The organism is Paraburkholderia gardini, assembly GCF_907164545.1.
In the GTDB taxonomy this organism is placed as follows: Bacteria; Pseudomonadota; Gammaproteobacteria; order Burkholderiales; family Burkholderiaceae; genus Paraburkholderia; species Paraburkholderia gardini.
On the sequence record NZ_CAJQZB010000001.1, the window covers coordinates 79,673 to 97,883 of the forward strand.

General features: G+C 64.1%; 15 protein-coding genes. 12 read left to right on the forward strand and 3 right to left on the reverse strand.

From position 1 onward, the window contains the following. Window positions 1–79: 79 nt before the first annotated feature. The 8 genes from LPA37_RS00355 (at window position 80) to LPA37_RS00390 (ending at window position 7,424) form a co-directional block, all read left to right on the forward strand. Complete coding sequence (locus LPA37_RS00355; RefSeq protein WP_324251707.1) at window positions 80–1,198, forward strand: 3-deoxy-7-phosphoheptulonate synthase; 1,119 nt, start codon at window positions 80–82, stop codon at window positions 1,196–1,198. A 181-nt stretch (window positions 1,199–1,379) separates the two neighbouring features. After that, complete coding sequence (locus tag LPA37_RS00360; protein ID WP_228975834.1) at window positions 1,380–1,568, forward strand: hypothetical protein; 189 nt, start codon at window positions 1,380–1,382, stop codon at window positions 1,566–1,568. Window positions 1,569–1,683: 115 nt separating this feature from the next. Continuing rightward, window positions 1,684–3,105, forward strand: coding sequence for an FAD-containing oxidoreductase (locus LPA37_RS00365; protein ID WP_229010999.1), 1,422 nt, complete (start codon window positions 1,684–1,686; stop codon window positions 3,103–3,105). Window positions 3,106–3,132: 27 nt separating this feature from the next. Next, entirely contained in the window at window positions 3,133–3,480 is a 348-nt protein-coding gene (locus LPA37_RS00370) for a cupin domain-containing protein (RefSeq protein ID WP_228975829.1), read from the forward strand. 75 nt (window positions 3,481–3,555) lie between these two features. Then, window positions 3,556–4,395 carry a shikimate dehydrogenase family protein gene (locus tag LPA37_RS00375; protein ID WP_228975827.1) on the forward strand — a complete coding sequence of 280 codons (840 nt, stop codon included), beginning with the start codon at window positions 3,556–3,558 and terminating at the stop codon, window positions 4,393–4,395. Window positions 4,396–4,681: 286 nt separating this feature from the next. Beyond that, window positions 4,682–6,091 carry a sensor histidine kinase gene (locus LPA37_RS00380; RefSeq protein ID WP_228976096.1) on the forward strand — a complete coding sequence of 470 codons (1,410 nt, stop codon included), beginning with the start codon at window positions 4,682–4,684 and terminating at the stop codon, window positions 6,089–6,091. Further along, window positions 6,088–6,801 (forward strand): response regulator transcription factor, encoded by a 714-nt coding sequence (locus tag LPA37_RS00385; protein WP_228975825.1) that lies wholly within the window; start codon window positions 6,088–6,090, stop codon window positions 6,799–6,801. The genes LPA37_RS00380 and LPA37_RS00385 overlap by 4 nt, the downstream gene beginning before the upstream one ends. Before the next feature lie 302 nt (window positions 6,802–7,103). Further along, complete coding sequence (locus LPA37_RS00390; protein ID WP_228975822.1) at window positions 7,104–7,424, forward strand: DUF4148 domain-containing protein; 321 nt, start codon at window positions 7,104–7,106, stop codon at window positions 7,422–7,424. 122 nt (window positions 7,425–7,546) lie between these two features. On the opposite strand, the gene LPA37_RS00395 is transcribed toward LPA37_RS00390, so the two are convergent. From LPA37_RS00395 to LPA37_RS00405, 3 genes are read right to left on the reverse strand one after another with little or no spacing between them, the layout of a single operon-like run. Further along, on the reverse strand, window positions 7,547–10,624 hold the full coding sequence (locus LPA37_RS00395; RefSeq protein ID WP_229011001.1) for an efflux RND transporter permease subunit: 3,078 nt from the start codon (window positions 10,622–10,624) through the stop codon (window positions 7,547–7,549). Next, window positions 10,621–11,721 (reverse strand): efflux RND transporter periplasmic adaptor subunit, encoded by a 1,101-nt coding sequence (locus LPA37_RS00400; protein WP_228975815.1) that lies wholly within the window; start codon window positions 11,719–11,721, stop codon window positions 10,621–10,623. Before LPA37_RS00400 ends, LPA37_RS00395 begins: the two co-directional genes overlap by 4 nt. Further along, the gene (locus LPA37_RS00405) at window positions 11,711–13,072 is read right to left on the reverse strand and encodes a TolC family protein (protein WP_228975812.1); all 1,362 of its coding nucleotides are present in this window, start codon (window positions 13,070–13,072) and stop codon (window positions 11,711–11,713) included. The genes LPA37_RS00400 and LPA37_RS00405 overlap by 11 nt, the downstream gene beginning before the upstream one ends. A 249-nt stretch (window positions 13,073–13,321) precedes the next feature. Here LPA37_RS00405 and LPA37_RS00410 point away from each other — a divergent pair, with 249 nt between their 5' ends. The 4 genes from LPA37_RS00410 to hpnI all read left to right on the forward strand — a co-directional run bounded on the left by LPA37_RS00410 (window position 13,322) and on the right by hpnI (window position 18,178). Further along, window positions 13,322–13,984, forward strand: a complete 663-nt coding sequence (locus tag LPA37_RS00410) for a response regulator (RefSeq protein WP_228975810.1) — start codon at window positions 13,322–13,324, stop codon at window positions 13,982–13,984. After that, window positions 13,981–15,315, forward strand: a complete 1,335-nt coding sequence (locus LPA37_RS00415) for an ATP-binding protein (RefSeq protein ID WP_228975806.1) — start codon at window positions 13,981–13,983, stop codon at window positions 15,313–15,315. The genes LPA37_RS00410 and LPA37_RS00415 overlap by 4 nt, the downstream gene beginning before the upstream one ends. A 254-nt stretch (window positions 15,316–15,569) precedes the next feature. Beyond that, window positions 15,570–16,991, forward strand: coding sequence for a hopanoid biosynthesis associated radical SAM protein HpnJ (gene hpnJ, locus LPA37_RS00420; protein WP_229011003.1), 1,422 nt, complete (start codon window positions 15,570–15,572; stop codon window positions 16,989–16,991). A gap of 5 nt (window positions 16,992–16,996) precedes the next feature. Continuing rightward, window positions 16,997–18,178 (forward strand): bacteriohopanetetrol glucosamine biosynthesis glycosyltransferase HpnI, encoded by a 1,182-nt coding sequence (gene hpnI / locus LPA37_RS00425; RefSeq protein WP_407672470.1) that lies wholly within the window; start codon window positions 16,997–16,999, stop codon window positions 18,176–18,178. Window positions 18,179–18,211 lie beyond the last annotated feature (33 nt).

Below are 18,211 nucleotides of genomic sequence, written 5' to 3' on the forward strand. Positions count from 1 at the left end.
CGGTCGCGAGGGCGCGCCGCGGGTGCGATAATCGCGGTTTGCCGTCTGCCCTGTCGCAACCCGCCTTACGGAGATTATCTTGAGCCGCCTGGACAACCCCTTACACGATCAGGAAGCCGGCCGCGCCGACTCGACGCAGGACACCACCCGCATCGACGACACCCGCATCGGCGCCGTCCGCCCCCTTATTTCTCCGGCGCTGCTGCAGGACGAACTGCCGGTTCCGCCGGACGTCCAGGTGCTTGTCGAGCGGAGCCGCTCGGCGATCGCGGACATTCTGCACGGCCGTGACGACCGCCTCGTGGCCGTCGTCGGCCCGTGTTCGATCCACGATCATCAGCAGGCGATGGATTACGCGCATCGTCTGAAGGAGGCCGCCGGCGCGTTAAAAGACGATCTGCTCGTCGTCATGCGCGTCTACTTCGAAAAGCCGCGCACGACGGTCGGCTGGAAGGGCTACATCAACGACCCGCAACTCGACGGCAGCTTCCGCATCAACGAGGGGCTGCGCCGCGCGCGTGAACTGCTGCTCGACATCAGCAGCCTCGGCCTGCCCACCGCGACGGAATTTCTCGACCTGCTGAGCCCGCAATACATCGCCGACCTGATCGCGTGGGGCGCGATCGGCGCGCGCACGACGGAAAGCCAGAGCCATCGCCAGCTGGCGTCCGGCCTGAGCTGCCCGATCGGCTTCAAGAACGGCACCGACGGCGGCGTTCAGGTGGCCGCCGACGCGATCGTCGCGGCCCGCGCGAGCCACGCGTTCATGGGCATGACGAAGATGGGCATGGCGGCGATCTTCGAAACCCGCGGCAACGATGACGCGCACGTGATCCTGCGCGGCGGCAAGAAGGGCCCGAACTACGACCGCGCGGGCGTCGAGGCGAGCTGCTCGGCGCTGCGCGAACTGGGATTGCGCGAGCAGGTGATGATCGACTGTTCGCACGCCAATTCCGGCAAGTCGCATCTGCGGCAGATGGACGTCGCGGAAGATCTGGCCACACAGCTTTCGGCCGGCGATCGCCGCATCATTGGTGTAATGATTGAAAGCCATCTCGAGGAAGGGCGTCAGGATCTGAAACCCGGCGTGCCGCTGCGTTACGGCGTGTCGATCACGGACGCATGCCTTTCGTGGGCGCAGACCGCGCCCGTGCTCGACAGGCTCGCCGCCGCCGTACGGGCACGCCGCGCGGGCTGAATTCCGGGCTGGAAACCCCGGCTTTGGCCCGATCCGGGCCGCCGGGGCTTGCCGATTGTTCGTATCCGCCGACAAGTGACTTCGCGTTTCGTGCATTTATCCGTGGGCGTGTCCCCTCTAGAATTGCTTCCATCGACACATTGGATGCAGTGCCCAGACGCACACGGGCAACGGAGTGGACATGAGAGACCTGATCGAACGCCAGCTTTATCACCCGGCCGTGGTGTTGCCGATGGTGTCGCTCATGCAGCTCATGGTGTCGCACGATTTCAACCTGAGCCAGGTGGGGTTTGTCGTCGCTACGCGCGGCGCGAAGGCCGCACTCGAGCGCTCACGCGAACTGATCTGCCACGTCCACTGCGAAGGCTGACCGCCCGCTGAATCGCGCCTCGACGCTTCACCCGCGCTAAAGACCCCCGAAACCGCACAGCGGAAAAGTCACGTGTAAGATGGCACGACCCCTTACCGGCTTCCGGAGGTCTGCCATGCCCCAGCATTTCGACGCTATCGTGATCGGCACCGGGCAGGGCGGCTCGCCGCTGGCGGTGCGGCTTGGCGAAAGCGGCCGCAAAACCGCCGTCATCGAACGTGCGGCGTTCGGCGGCACCTGTGTGAACGTGGGCTGTACGCCGACCAAGGCGTACGTCGCCTGCGCGCGCGCCGCCCACGTGGCGCGCCATGCGGCCGCGTACGGCGTCCAGATCACGGGCGACATCACGGTCGATCTCGCGCGCGTGAAGGCGCGCAAGGACGAGATCATCGGGCAGTCCAGAGGCGGCGTCGAAAAGTGGCTGCGCGGCGCGACTAACGTAAGCGTCTTTAACGGCCACGCGCGCTTCACGGGTCCGCACACGCTGCACGTCGAAGGACGCGACGGCCAGCCCGATCAGGATCTCGAAGCCGATGAGATTTTCATCAACACCGGCACTCGCCCGGTCGTGCCGGCGCTGCCCGGCATCGACGACATCCGCTATTTCACGAACTCGACGCTGCTTGAGCTGACGACGTTGCCGGAACATCTGGTGATCGTCGGCGCGAGCTATATCGCGCTGGAATTCGCGCAGGTGTTCCGGCGCTTTGGCAGCCGCGTGACGGTGATCGTGCGCGGCGATCGTGTGCTGAGCCGCGAAGACGCGGATTTTGCGAAGGCCGTGCAGGATGTGTTCGTGCGCGAAGGCATCGAGTTCTGCTTTCACGCCGAACCCACGCGACTCGAGGCATCCGGTTACGAGGACGGCGAAGGCACCGCGGTGCGCATTCATTTTTCGGGCGATACGCCCGCGCTCGACGCTTCGCATCTGCTCTTCGCGACAGGACGTCGTCCGAATACCGACGATCTCGGTCTTGAGGCCGCGGGCATCGCGGTCGACAAACACGGCATGATTCCTGTCGATGGCGAACTGCGGACCTCGGTGCCTGGCGTGTGGGCCATCGGCGACGTCAACGGACGCGGTGCGTTCACGCACACGTCGTATCACGACTTTCAGGTCGTCGCGGCCAACGTGATCGATGCGCAGCGAACGGGCGAGCGACGCAGCGTCGACGGCCGCACGATGGTGTACGCGGTATTTGTCGATCCGCCGCTTGCGCGCGTGGGGATGTCGGAAGCCGACGTGCGCAGGTCGGGGCGCAAGGCGCTCATCGCGACGCTGCCGATGTCGCGCGTCGGACGTGCGCGCGAAAAAGGCGAGACCGCGGGTTTCATGAAGGCGCTCGTCGATGCCGGTACAAGGCAGATTCTGGGCGCGACGATTCTCGGCGTGGACGGCGACGAGGCGATTCATACGTTCATCGATACCATCGAAGCCGGCGCACCGTACACCACGCTGATGCACGCGATGCACATACACCCCACCATCAGCGAACTGGTTCCAACGCTGCTCGAAGGCCTCAAGCCGATGGTTTGAGTTGTGGCCCATGAAGAGGCGCAGGCGATGAAACCCGAGACCGGCAATCTGTTCGACGTGGCGGGACCCACGGGTCCTGACGAGCGGTTCGACACGCTGATCGATCGCACAGGGCTGCGTATCGAGCGAATCATTTCGACAGGGCAGGCGAGCCCGGAGGGCTTCTGGTACGACAGCCCTCACGAAGAATGGGTTCTGCTCATCGCGGGCGCCGCCGCGCTCGAATTCGAAACACCCTCTGAAGACATTGTGCGGCCACACATGATGCAGCCTGGCGATTACGTGCGGATTCCCGCGCATTGCCGGCATCGCGTGGCGTGGACGGACGCAGGCGAACCGACGTTCTGGCTCGCTGTGCATTACGAACGCGCCTGAACCGTCTGGCCGCCCGGCGATGTGCGGCCTGCTAGCATTGAGATCCAGCACGACCCATCTTCAAGGAGCACCGCGATGATCAGCGGAAAAACGACGCTTGTTGCACACATCGGCTATCCGACGGAGGCGTTCAAGGCGCCATTGATCTATAACCCATGGTTCGAGAAAAACGGCATCGATGCCATCGTGATGCCGATGGGCGTGAAGCCCGAGGACTACGTCGCGTTTCTTCCGTTGCTGTTTCGCATGTCCAATATCCGCGGCGCGCTCGTCACGATGCCGCACAAGGTCACGACGGTGAGCCTCGTCGACGAAGTGACGCCGACCGCCGCCATCGCGGGCGCCTGCAACGCGATCCTGAAGCGCGAGGACGGCACGCTGCTCGGCGACCAGTTCGATGGCGCGGGCTTCGTGCGCGGGGTCGAGCGCAAGGGGCGTGCGCTGAAGGGCGCGCGCGTGCTGGTGCTCGGCAGCGGCGGCGTGGGTTCGGCGATTGCAGCTTCGCTCGCCGGCGCGGGCGTCGCGGAAATGGCGCTGTTCGACACGGCCGGAGCATCGGTCGAGGCGCTTGCGGACCGTCTGCGCAAACACTATCCGCAACTTGTCGTGACCACGGGTTCCAGAGACCCAGCGGGCTTCGATCTGATCGTCAACGCGACACCGCTTGGCATGAAAGACGGCGATCCGATGCCGTTCGACATCGACCGCATCGCACCCACCACGTTCGTTGGCGAGGTCGTGATGAAGGCCGAATACACGCCGCTTCTGCGCGCGGCGAAGGACAAGGGATGCCCTGTGCAGGTCGGCACCGACATGCTGTTCGAAATGATCCCGGCTTATCTTGAGTTCTTTGGATTCGGTACTGCCACGCCCGAGGCGTTGCGCGCGATTTCGCGGATCAGGCAGCAGGATTGAAGCCGGGCGGCGGGCAAATCGTTGCCGCAAGGGCGTTTTCGCACTCAGGACAAACCCGGATTACGCGCGAAATATGGAAGCGCGAAAGCATTGAGAAGGGTTCGCGCGGCTAGACTGCCCGGGAAAAACGTCTGAAAGACGCCAACCCGCCCCGGGACAGATCGGAGACAACGCAATGAACCACGCCTTCGGCTACGCCGGGCGAATCGTCGGCGCAGCCATGGCGGCGTCCGCCGCGCGCCTGCGCCCCGCTGCGCGCGCGACAGACAGGGAGGAACGCCGCGCCGTGTTTCCGGGAAGCCTGCGCGGCCGGCTGTTGTGGTGGCTGCTGCTGCCCCTGGCGGCGTTCGTGTCGATATCGGGAGTGATCTCGTTTCGCAACGCAATGGCGACAGCCGATCTCGTGCAGGACAACGCGCTTGCTTCGTCGATGCGGATCATCGGCGAAGACATCGACTGGAATGACGGCTCGGTCGCGGTGCAGATTCCCCCCGCCGCGCTGGAACTCTTCGAATCGCCGGAGCAAGACAGTGTGTATTACCGCGTCGAGACAAGCGCGCACCAGCTGCTTGCGGGCGGCACCGAACTGCCGTTGCCACGTGGCATGGATCCCGTCCCTGTGCTGTATTCAACGCGTCTCGACGACGGCCGCCCCGTGCGCGCCGCGGCCTACGTGCGTCAGCTGTACGACTCGGGACGCACGGAGGAAGTCGTCGTTGCCGTCGCGAAGACGGAGGCCTCGCGCGATGCGATGGTCTGGCAGTTGCTGCGTCCGCAGCTTTTCGGCGAGGTGTTGACGTTGCTGCTGGCGATGGTCTTTGTCTATCTTGGACTCACGTTCGAACTACGGCCGTTGATGAAGGTGAAGGACGACGTTGCCGACAGAAATCCGTCGCAGCTGCAACCGCTGCGCGTCGCGCGGCTTCACGTCGAACTGCGCCCGATCGTCGATGCGATCAACCAGTGTATTGCGCGCATGGGCCAGCAGACCGTGATGCAGCGGCAGTTCATCTCCGACGCCGCGCATCAGTTGCGCACGCCGCTCACGCTGCTCGACGCACAGATCCAGTTCGCGCGGCAATGTGAAAGCCGTGACGCGCGGCTAACCGAAGCGCTTGCCGGCATGCACAAGAGCAGCCGCAGGATGACGACGCTGACCGACAAGCTGCTGTTGCTCGCACAGGCGGAATCGGCGGCGCCGTCCCACACGGAAGAGTGCGTCGATCTGGTCGCGCTGATCGCCAGCGTGCTCGAAGCACTGATCGCATTCGCGCAGGCGCGCGAGATCGACCTGGGGGCGGAGCTCGAGGACAGCCTGTACGTCACCGGTGACGAAGCGTTGACCACGGCGCTCGTCACCAATCTGGTGGACAACGCGCTGCGCTATACGCAGACGGGCGGCCGCGTGACCGTGCAGGCGCACCGTTCACCGGACTGCGTGATCCTGCGCGTGATCGACAATGGCCCGGGGATCAGGGCTGACGCGAAGGCACGCGTTTTCGAACGCTTCTATCGCGCGTCGAGCCACGCGGACGGCACCGGCCTCGGTTTGCCGATCGTGCGTGAGATCGCGCTGCGGCAGGGCGGTACCGTCGTGCTTGAATCAGGCGAGAAGGGCATCGGTCTCGTGGCGACCGTCGAGATGCGTCCATGGCAGGCCGCGCCACGCGCGGATAGCACGAAGGAAGAGACATGAAGCTGCTGCTTGTCGAAGACGACGCCGATCTCGCGCGCTGGGTGATCAACCTCATGCAGGTCGAGAATTTCGCACTGGACTGGGCCCAGGACGGCGAACGCGCCGAAACGCTGCTCGGCCTGCAGCACTACGACGCGGTGCTGCTCGATCTGCGATTGCCCGGCATCGGCGGCAAGGATGTGCTTGCACGTCTGCGCCGCAAGCGCGACACCGTGCCCGTGCTGATGCTGACCGCTAACGGCTCGACCGACGACAAGGTCGCGTGTTTCTCGGCGGGCGCGGACGATTACGTCGTCAAGCCGTTCGATGCACGCGAGCTGGTCGCGCGCATCAAGGCGCTGATACGGCGGCAGGCTGCGGGTGACAAGGGACAGCATCTCGACTGCGGCGATCTGCACTACCTGTTCGACACGCGCGAGTTCATGCTGCACGGTGAACCGTTACCGTTACGCCGTCGCGAGCACGCGATTCTCGAAACGCTGATTCTCAGACAGGGCAAGACGGTTTCGAAGGCGGCGCTGATGGACAGCGTCTTCAACCTCGACGACGAGCCGAGCGCCGATGCGATCGATATCTACATTCACCGCCTGCGCAAGCACCTTGCCCATTCGAGCGCGAGAATCATGACCTTGCGCGGTCTTGGCTACATCCTTCGCGAAGAAGAGCCGCGCGAAGTCTTTGCCGGTGGCGCTGTTGCGATGCCAAGCTAGTGTTTTCAGCAACGTTTCCCCGATGTCATGAAAGAGGCGCGCCTCGGGTGCAAAAAACCAGCTTGAACCCGCGACCGCCATCCACACGCGTTTTAAGCATCGCTTAAGCTAAAACGACGCAGTGGTTTAAGGTTAGGGTCAGGTCGTAAGCGTTATTTCAGGGTCACAACTTCCAGTCAACCTTCGGGTTCTGGAAGTTTCTGTTTCGCCATGACGTCTAAGGGTTAGTTAAGGATTCGCTCCTTATCCTGTCGCATGTATCGTCCGGATTATCCGGGCGGTCATGTTCAAGGAGAACTCGCATGAAAGCCCTTATCTCATCGCTTGTCGTCGCAGGTGCGCTGATTGTTCCCGTTGTGTCGTTCGCTCAGGATGGCGGCAACTATCCGGTCACCCGTGATACCGTTCGCGCGCAGCTCGTGCAGGCAGAGCAGTCTGGTGAGCTGCATCAGTCGAAAGTGCATTACCCGCGGTTCGACCGGTCCGCGCATGCAGTCGCGTCTAACGTCGCACCGGCGGGGAATGTCGATTACGGTCCCGCGACAAATGGTTCAGAGCAATCGGGTCAGCCGGCCAGCGTTTCCCATGACGTAGCCGGGCACTCGTTGTATTCGCGTCATTGAGCGTTTCGCTTGATGTGAAAAGAAGGGGCGCCGTGTGGCGCCCTTTTTTTTGCCTGTGGATGTCGCGATAACCGAAAGTACAAATGCGGACCCTTTAGCGGGTCCGCCTGCACTACGCCAGATCAAACGGGTTCCGAAGGTTTTCCTTCAGCAGGCTTGCGTTGCTTCATCAGCAGTTGCAGCAGCACTGGCAGCAGCAAAAGCACCAGCGGCAATTGCACGATCAGCCCGGAGATGATCGCGACAGCAAGCGGCTGCTGCATCGCCGAACCCTGGCCGAGCGCGAATGCAAGTGGCAGCAACGCGAGAATCGCGGCGATCGTCGTCATCGCGATCGGCCGCAGACGGTTGCGTCCCGCCTGAACCAGCGCGGTTTCGAACGGCACGCCTTCATCGCGCACGAGCCCCTGCAGTTCCGACACGTAGAAGATCGCCACTTCCGTCACGATACCGATGATCATCGTCATGCCCATCATCGCGGAAATGTTGAGTTCGATGCCGGTCACCCACAGGCCGATGAAAACGGCACCCGTCGCCAGCAGCGGCATGGCCATGACGGCGATCGCGACGCGGAAGCGTTCGTAAAGAAACAGCAGCAGGCCGAACACCAGCGCGACCGCCGCACCGAACACCGTGAGCAGTCCCTTGAACGCGATCTGTTGTTGCTGATACAGGCCGCCCAGTTCGTAATACATGCCCTTCGGCAAAAGATCCGGATCGGCCAGGGTCCTCTGCACATCGGCGATGGTCGAGCCCAGGTCGCGGCCGTCGATCCGTGCCGTGACCGCAACCATGCGCTTGAGATTGTCGCGGCTGATCTCGGGCTGTCCCGTCACGGTCACGCGGTCGGCCACGCGTTTAAGCGCGAACAGATGGCCGTCCGGCGCGCGGATCTGCAACTCGCCGAGTTGCGTATCGGTAAGCGTGAGCGCGCCGGCAACCCGTACGCGCACGCCGACGGTTCTGGGGCCGCTCTGGAACTGCGTCGCGACGCTACCTTGCACCATGTCAGACACCGCCTGCGCGATCGACTGCGGGTCCATGCCTTCCGCCGCGGCCGCGTCGGGCCGGATGTGCAGTTCCAGTGCGTCACCGGCCGGATTGATGCCGTCGTTCACATCGACCACACCCTGAATCTTGCCGATGTTCGCGGCTACTTTTCTTGCGGTGGCGTCGAGCGTCGCCTGATCGTCGGAGTAGATCTTGATCTGCACAGGTTGCGGCACCGCGGTGAGGTCGCCGATCAGATCTTCCATCAGTTGTGCCAGTTCGATGCTGACGCCGGGCACCTGGGTTTCGATCTTCGAGCGGATCTCTTCCATGACCGTTGCGATCGGTTCGCGGCTGCCCGATTTGAGCCGCACGAAGAAGTCGCCGCGATTCGGTTCCTGAAGATCGCCGCCAAGACCCGCACCAGTACGACGCGAATACGTCGCGACGTTCGGATTCGCGCGGATGATCGTTTCGACCTGCCGCATCAGCCGGTCGGTCTCGGTGATCGAAGTGCCCGGTTCCGTGTGATAGTCGAGCACGAAACCGCCTTCGTCCATCGTCGGCATGAAGCCGCTGCCGACGCGGGTAAATGCAAATGCAGCGACCACGATGAGTGGAACCAGTCCGACGAGCACCAGCAGCGGGCGCGTGGTGACATGCTCGATCAGCCACGCGTAACGATGGTTCATCCATAGTGCGAAGCGCGATTCGCGGTGCTCCTCGGCGTCTTTCGGCTTGAGCCAGTGGTCGCACAGGATCGGCACCGCCAGCCACGTGACGAGGAACGAAATGAACAGCGCGCTTGCCATCGTGATCGACAGCGCCTTGAAAAACGCACCCGTGACGCCGGACAGAAACGCGAGCGGCACGAAAATGATCAGCGTGGCCGCGGACGATCCGGCAAGCGGCCGCGTGAATTCGAGCGCCGCCGTCATGACACGGCCGTGAAACCTGTGCGCGCCGGCTTCGCGCATGCGTCTGACGATGTGCTCGATCATCACGATCGCATCGTCGATCACGAGGCCCACTGCCGCCGCCATTCCGCCGAGCGTCATGATGTTAAAGCCCATGCCGAACACGTCGAGCAGCAGGATCGTCGCGGCCATCACGACCGGTACGAGCGCGACCGCGATCGCCGTGATTTTCCAGTTGCGCAGGAACGCGAACAGCGTGAATGCCGCGAGCACGACGCCGATCATGATCGCGTCGCGCACGCTGGTTGCGGACGCGATGACGAGTTCGCTCTGGTCGTACCAGTTCGCAAGATGGACGCCGGGCGGCATCTGATGCTGAAAGTCCGCGAGTTTCGCGCGGATCGCTCTCGCCATCGCGACGCTGTTCGCGCCTGGCTGCTGGAAGATGTTGACGAGAACGGCGTCCTGGCCGTCGGCGGTGACGCGCATCCATTGCGGCACGACGCCCTGCTGCACGCTGGCGACGTCGCCAAGACGAACCTGTGATGCGCCGTTCGCCGAGACGACCACGTTCTTCAGTTCGGCGATCTGCGTGACGGTCGTGTTGGCGATCACGAGATACAGCTTGTCGTGGTCTTCGATACGGCCGGTCGCCATCAGTACATTGCTCGCGCCGATCGCCTTCGACACGTCGGCGAGCGAGAGTTTGTACGCGGCGAGCCGGGCAGGGTCGATCGCGACTTCGAATTCGTCCTGCGCGCCGCCGGTGATATCGACGCGCGCCACGCCTTCGACCGACGACAGCAGCGGACGCATCTGGAACTGCGCGAGATCGTGAAGTGCCGACGGCGACTGCTGGTTCGAGGTGAGGCTGTAGGCCAGCACCGGGAACACCGTCGGGTCCATCCGGCGAACCTGCATCGACGTGCCCGGCGGCAGCGTCGCCAGAATCTCGCTGATCGCCGACTGCGCCTGCAACGTGGCCTGCGCCATGTCCGTGCCCCAGTCGAAATTGATCGAGATTTCGGCCGTGCCGCGGCTTGTTTTCGATTCGACGTCACGCACGCCCGGCACGCGGCGCAGCGCTTCTTCAACGGGCATCGTGACGAGCGTCGTCATCTGTTCGGCGGGGCGGTCGCCGGCATCGAGCGAAACCACCGCGCGCGGAAACGCGACGTTCGGAAACAGCGAGATCGGCAGGCGAAACGCAGTGAGCGCGCCCGCGATCGCGAGCAGCGCGATCACGAACAGCAGCGAACGTCGATGCCGTTGCATCCATTGACCGAAATTCATCGCGCGGCGCTCCCGTCTGCCTTGCCGTCAGTCTTTACGGCCATGCCGTCGGTGAGCTCATAGTTGCCGGAGACGACGAGCGGGAGCGTGCCGTCGATCATGCCGTCGACGCCATAGCGGCCGTTGTCTTCCACACGCGTGACGACGTTGACCCGATGCGCCGTTTTCGCGGGCGTGATCTGGAACACGTAGTCGCCATGGCTGTCCTTCAGCACGGCGTTGCGCGGCACGATCCAGTGCGTGCCCGTGTTCGTCGCGATGTCCGCGCTCACACGCGTGCCGGGAATGAAAGCGGTTTGCCCGAGCGGCACGTTCGCGCCGATATTCACGAGCTGGCTTTGCGGATCGACCGAGGCGCCTACCATCACGACGCGGCCGGGTACCGCCGATTTCGCGAGTGCAACGGACAGGCCATGCAACGTCACCGCATCGCCCGCGTGGATCGAGGCCGCATCCGAAGGCTCGACGCCAAGCGTGACGTTGGCGCGCGCGTCCTTGCCGCTGTCGCCGGCCGCGAGCTGCATGATCGCGGCGCCCGGCTGCACCTGGTCGCCCTGCGCAACCGACACCTGCAGCACGACGCCGTCCACCGGCGAGTTCACCGTGCGTGCGCCGGGACCGACGCCCATCTGGTCCTGCGCGGCGAGCGCCTGCTGCGCGTCCTGCGCGGCTTTCCTCGCCGTCGCCAGTTGCGACTGTGTCGCGAGACCCTTGTCGAAGAGCGATTGCGTGCGCGCGACTTCGCCCTGCGCGAGCGTGAGCGCGCTCTTCGCCTGCGTCGCGGCGAGCACCGCTGCCGGATCGGCCTGCACGACGGCCAGCGGCATGCCGCGTGTGACGCGCTGGCCGGCCTGCACACGCATCTGCGTGACGCGCGCGACGTAGGGCAGATTGAGGGTCGTCACGCTGGAGGCCGAAGCGGCCACGATACCGTACGCGCGCACGGGCTGCGCGATCGTGTCGCGATGTACCTGAGCGGTCTGCACGCTGACGACGGGGTCGCCGTCGGCGTGAGCGGACGGCATCCCGAAGAGGGACGCAAGGGCGACGCAGACGGCAGCGCGCTGTGCCCGCGTCGTGAGGCGATTAGTTCGCATGGTTTTCGGTGAAAGTCTGGTCGGAAGAAAAAGCGTCGGGAATCGCGGCGCCGAGCAGCGCCTGCAGCGCGATCCGCTCTTCAGCGAGCGATTCGCGCAGCGTGGCGACGTCGACGCGTCTGGTGAGTGCCGCGCTTTGCGCATCGACGTAGGCGCCGAGCGTGAAGTTGTGGTCCCCGTACGCCTGCCGCGCGTGGTGAGCGGCGCGATCGGCATCGGGTAACGCGGCTTCTGTCTGCTGGAGCTGACGCGTCAGGATCGCGGTGTCCGCGCGCATGTGCGCGACGTCGGCGTATGCCTGGTTGAGCCGGTCCTGATACTCGTCGCGCAGGCGCTGGCGCGTGGCCTTTTCGATCGCGACATTGCCCTGGTTGCGGTTGAAAACCGGCAGGCTCAGGTTGATCTGGAAGCCGCTCGTATAGATGTTCGAGGTGTCGCGCGCACGCACGAAGCCCACCGACAGGCCCGGAAACTGCGACAGCACGGCGGCGCGGTATTTCTGCTCCTGTGCTTCATAACCCGCCTGCAGCGCGAGCAGGTCGGGGCGGCGCTTCGGCAGCGTCGTGAGCGCGGCGTCGATGGTGGCGTCGTCGACGGGGGCGCTGTCGTTGTCGCTGGTCAGCGTGAGCTGCACGTCGGGCGCGAGGCCGAGGAGCGCATTCAGATCGTGATGGGTCTGTTCGGCGGCGCGTTCGGCATCGGTGAACTGCTTGCGCGCGTCGCTGTACGACGTGAGCGCGGCGGTGAGGGTGTCCTCGGTGAGATTGCCTTCGCGCTGCGCCTGGGCCATGCGTTCGTATCGCGTGCGGGACAGTTCGCGTTGCTGCTCGAGCAGCGGAAGCGTTTCGTCCTGGAAGCGCGCCTTCAGGAACAGCTGCTTCGCCTGCGCGACGATCTGCCATTCCTGCCATAGCAGACCGAGGTCGGTCTTCACATAGGTCGCATCCGCCGAGGCCTTGTTGGCGCCGCGCGTCACGATCGCCATGACGTCCATGCTCAAGCCATAATTGAACGCGCGCGTGAGGCCCTCGGCGCCTGGATAGTCGCTGGAGATGCTCAACTGCGGATCGGGCAGCAAGCCGGCGGAAAACGCCTGCGCGTGGGCAATGCCGAGATCGTCGCGGGTCAGCTTCAGATCGGGGTTGTTCGCGACAGCCAGCATCGCGACTTCCTCTATGTCGAGTCCGTCGGACGGATCGAAGCGGTGAGCCGCCAGCTCGGGCAGCGGCATGGTCGCGGGATCGATCTGGATGCGCTCGAGCGTGGCGACGGACGTCGACGTGTCGTGTGGCGCGAGAGGCTCGCGGTGATACCACGTGCAACCGGCGAGCAGCGCGGCGCAAACGGGCACGAGGGCACGTAGTGGAAGCCGTAACCGAAGCCGTAACGACCCGGATGCAGGCACACGGAGTCGTGAGTGAAACTGGGGAATAGGCAAGTCCTGCTCCTCGCGGAAAAGAGGCGGACGCGTGTGTTCAAGCGGTGGCGCGTCCGGATGAGGAGCGATTTTCACGATTTGCAGCTTAAGTAACGCTTAAGCGCGCGTTAAGCTTCGGACAGTGACAATGCGGACCTGTACAAAAGACAGCGGAGTGACCCGATGCGTCTGCTACTGATCGAAGACGACGAAATGATTGCGGAAACCGTGCTCGAATCGATGCGCCGCGTGGGCTATGCGATCGACTGGGCGAAGGATGGGCGCGCTGCCGACCTGTCGCTCGGCAACGGGGTCTACGACCTCGTGCTGCTCGATCTCGGTCTGCCGAAAAAAGACGGCATTGCCGTGCTGAACACCTGGCGCAAGGCGGGCGGCGCCGCGCCTGTCATCATCCTGACCGCGCGCGACGCGGTGGACGAGCGCATTCGTGGCCTCGACGCGGGCGCGGACGACTACCTGATCAAGCCGTTCGATCTCGACGAACTCGCCGCGCGCGTACGCGCGCTGCTGCGCCGCCGCACCGGACAGAAGCAGCCGGTCTATGCGCACGGCGAGCTGATGCTCGATCCCGCCGCGCACGAAACGACGAAGAACGGCGAAATCGTGCCGCTCCTGCCGCGTGAGTTTGCGTTGCTGCAGGCGTTGATCGAAGAGCCCTCGCGCGTGTTCACGAAAGCGGAACTCGAGGAAAAACTGTACGGATGGGGAGAAGAGGTGGGCAGCAACACGATTGAAGTCCACGTACACAGCCTGCGCCGCAAGATCGGCGCCGGGCAGATCGTGACGGTCCGGGGCGTCGGCTACCGGCTGAAGAGGGCTGAATGACGTCGATCCGGCGCTGGCTGCTGGGCTGGCTCATCTTCGGTCTTGCGGCCGCTTCGCTCGTGGCCGGTTATGGCATCTTCTACACCGCGCGCGAGGAAGCGAGCGAACTGTTCGACTACGAGTTGCGCGCCGTGGCGCTCTCGCTGCCTTCCAGTCTGGAAAATACCGAAAGCGTGCAGCACACGCGTCCCGATTTTGAAGGAATCTCCGACGACCGCATCGTCATCGCGATCTGGGACAAGGACGGCATACTGGTTTATCAATCGCTGAGCGCGCCTGAACTGACGCGTTTTCCCGCCGGCATCCGCACGATCGAACGCGGCGAGCGTCACTGGCGCGTGTTCGGGCTGCAGCAGGCCGGGCGTTTCGTCCAGGTCGCGCAGCCGGTGTCGGTGCGCGAGGATCTTGCGTTGCGGCTCGCGCTACGCACGCTGTGGCCGCTCTGGCTGCTGATTCCGGTGACGATCGTGCTGGTCCTGTTCGTGGTCGCGCGCGGGCTCGCGCCAATCGGCGGTCTTTCGCGGGCGCTTGCCTCGCGCTCGATCGATTCGCTCGACCCGGTGCACCTGGAGGGGCGCATGCCGGACGAAATCCGGCCGCTTGTCGAAGCGCTGAACGACCTGCTGCAGCGTCTGAACGTGGCGTCGCAGGCGCAGCGCATGTTCGTCGCGGACGCGGCGCACGAACTGCGTTCCCCGCTGGCCGCGCTGAAGCTGCAGTTGCAGGCCGCCGTGCGCGACGGCTCGCTGGTGGCGCGAGACCAGACGCTCGATCGCATCGAAGGCCGGCTCAATCGCCTGATTCATCTGGTGCAGCAGTTGCTGACGCTCGCGCGCGAGGACGCGCAGCCGGCCACGTCGATGACGCCCATGAGCCTGAGACGGGTGGGCGAGCAGTCGGTCGGCGACTTTTCGCTGCTCGCCGAAGCAAAGGGCATCGACCTCGGCCTGGAACTGTTCGCGCCGCGCACGCCCGACGACGCCTATATGGTGCTCGCGGAGCAGCATGGGCTTGGCGTGCTGCTGGACAATCTCGTCGACAACGCGATCCGCTATACGCCGGCGGGCGGCAAGATCGACGTGATCCTGAAGCGCGATGCGGATGCCGTCGGTTTTGTCGTCGTCGACAACGGCCCTGGCATTCCGGACAGCGAGCTGGTGCGCGTACTCGACCGGTTTTATCGCGTCGCGGACGCCGAGGGGCAGGGCAGCGGTCTTGGCCTGGCGATCGCGTCGCGCATCGCGGGGCGGCATCGCGCGACGCTCACCGTCCGCAACAATGTCGACGCACCGGGCCTCTCGGTGTCGGTAACGGGTTTGCAGTCGCGCTAAAGGCTTTTGTAATCCGTCGCGTGATTCGCCTGATTTGATGGCGATCGCGGGCGCGCGCAGGCCGGTCCTTAAGATTTCCTTCAGGTATCGCCGGTAGTATTTCCCTCGTCCTCGTATACACCCGGCCCGACGGGCCGGGAAACGCGCCCGGCACACCTGCCGTGGTCGTCCTGAGATCAATGAACGCACGGACCGCACGCGCCCGGCCAACGGACTGGCGGCGCGCACGGTCACGCGCGCTTGCCGGAGTATCCATGAAGACGCTGTTCTTGCAGGCGCCGTCCTACGACGGTTTCGACGGAGGCGCGGGTTCGCGCTATCAGGCCAGACGGGAGATCCGCTCGTTCTGGTATCCGACGTGGCTTGCACAGCCTGCCGCGCTGATCGCCGACAGCCGCGTGCTCGACGCACCCGCCGACGGGCTGTCGGTCGACGCAACGCTCGATATCGCGCAGCAATACGACCTCGTCATCATTCACACCAGCACGCCGTCGTTCCCGACCGACGCGCTGTTCGCCGAAGACCTGAAGAAGCGCAAGCCAGCTGTATTGATCGGCATGGTGGGCGCGAAGGTGGCGGTCGATCCGCACAATTCGCTGACCGCGACGGAAGCGATCGACTTCGTCTGTCGCGAGGAATTCGACTTCACGTGTCAGGAAGTCGCTGAAGGCAAGCCGTTTGCGGAGATTTCCGGGCTTAGCTATCGTGCCAGCGACGGCTCGATCGAGCACAACGCGCCGCGTCCGATTCTGGAAAACATGGACGAGTTGCCGTTTGTCGCGCCGGTATATAAACGCGATCTCAGGATCGAAAACTATTTCATCGGCTATCTGAAGCATCCGTACGTGTCGATCTACACGGGCCGCGGCTGCCGTTCGAAGTGTACGTTCTGCCTGTGGCCGCAGACGGTGGGCGGCCACCGCTACCGCACGCGTTCCGTCGAGAACGTGCTGGAAGAAGTGAAGTGGATTCGCGACAACATGCCCGAGGTCAAGGAGATCATGTTCGACGACGACACGTTCACGGACTTCAAGCCGCGCGTCGAGGAAATCGCACGCGGGCTCGGCAAGCTGGGCGTGACGTGGTCGTGCAACGCAAAGGCCAACGTGCCGTACACGACGCTGAAGATCATGAAGGAAAACGGGCTGCGTCTGCTGCTCGTGGGCTATGAATCCGGCGACGACCAGATCCTGCTCAACATCAAGAAAGGTCTGCGCACGGACATCGCACGTCGCTTTAGCGACGATTGCCGCAAGCTCGGCATCAAGATTCACGGTACGTTCATTCTCGGTCTGCCTGGCGAGACCCAGGAGACGATCGAAAAAACAATCGAGTACGCGAAGGAAATCAATCCGCACACGATCCAGGTGTCGCTCGCCGCGCCTTATCCGGGTACGACGCTCTACAACCAGGCCGTCGAAAACGGCTGGCTCGAAGAGAACAAGGTGATCAATCTCGTCAGCAAGGAAGGCGTGCAGCTGGCCGCGATCGGCTATCCGCATCTGTCGCGCGACGAGATCTATCACCAACTGGAACGCTTCTACAAGCGCTTCTATTTCCGTCCCTCGAAGATCTGGGAAATCGTCCGCGAAATGCTGATGAGCTGGGAGATGATGAAGCGCCGGTTGCGCGAAGGCGTCGAATTCTTCCGGTTCCTGCGCGCACACGAAGCGTGAGCGCGCTGCTCGGGCCCGACGGTCCGGCGCACGCGCTGCATCTGCTGCTCGTTGCGCTGGCCTTCGCGTGCGGTGCGTGCGCGCTGTTCGGTATCGGCTACACGCTGCTGGCGGCGATGCTGAGCGGTCGTTTCTTCAGACGCCCGGGCGCGGAGCCGGCCAGCTTTCCGCCGGTGACGATCGTCAAGCCGCTGCATGGCAATGAATGGGCGTTGTCCGGCAATCTCGCGAGCTTTTGCGTGCAGGATTATCCGGGCGAGGTGCAGTTCCTGTTTGGCGTGCACGATCCCGCCGACCCCGCGTTGAGCGTGCTCGACACGTTGCGTCGCGCGCATCCCGGGGCGGATATCGGTGTGATCGCGGATGCGCGCCTGCACGGCCCGAACCGCAAGATGAGCAACATCCTCAACATGCTGCCGCATGCGCGGCATGATGTGCTTGTGTTCGCCGATAGCGATGTCGGGGTCGAGCCGACGTATCTGCGTCAGGTGATCGGCGAGTTGCAGAAGCCGGGCGTGGGTCTTGTCACGTGCGCCTATCGCGGCGCGCCCGATCCCGGCTTCTGGCCGCGTCTGTCCGCGAGAGCCACCAATTACCAGTTTCTGCCTGGCGTCGTCACCGGTCTCGCGCTCGGTCTCGCGCGGCCATGCTTCGGGCAGACCATCGCGATGCGCCGCGATACGCTCGAAAAAATCGGTGGCTTCGCGCCGTTCGTCCATCATCTCGCGGAAGATCACGCGATCGGCGAAGCGGTGCGCATGCTCGGCGAGCGGGTGGCGGTTCCGCCGTTCACCGTCTCGCACGCGTGCGTCGAGACCAGCGCGGCAAAACTCGTTGCGCACGAACTGCGCTGGAGTCGTACGATACGTCGTGTCGAGCCGCTCGGCCATCTCGGCTCAGCGCTCATGCATCCGCTCGCGTTCGCGCTGCTGGGCGTGGCGTTTTCGGGTGGCGCGACGTGGGCGTGGGCTGGCGTGGCGGCATCCGTGGTGGCACGCATGGCGCTTCAGTTGTTGGTCGATCACGCGCTCGAACAGCGCTCGCGTGACCTGTGGTTGCTGCCGGCGTGGGACGTGGTGGCATTCGCGATCTTCGTGGCGAGCTTTTTGTCCTCACGCGTGATCTGGCGTGGTTTCAGCTTCAATGTGGACGGCGATGGAATGCTGTCGCCGGTTCAGGATGAATGACGACACTCTGTCGACTGTAAAACGCGCGTCGCT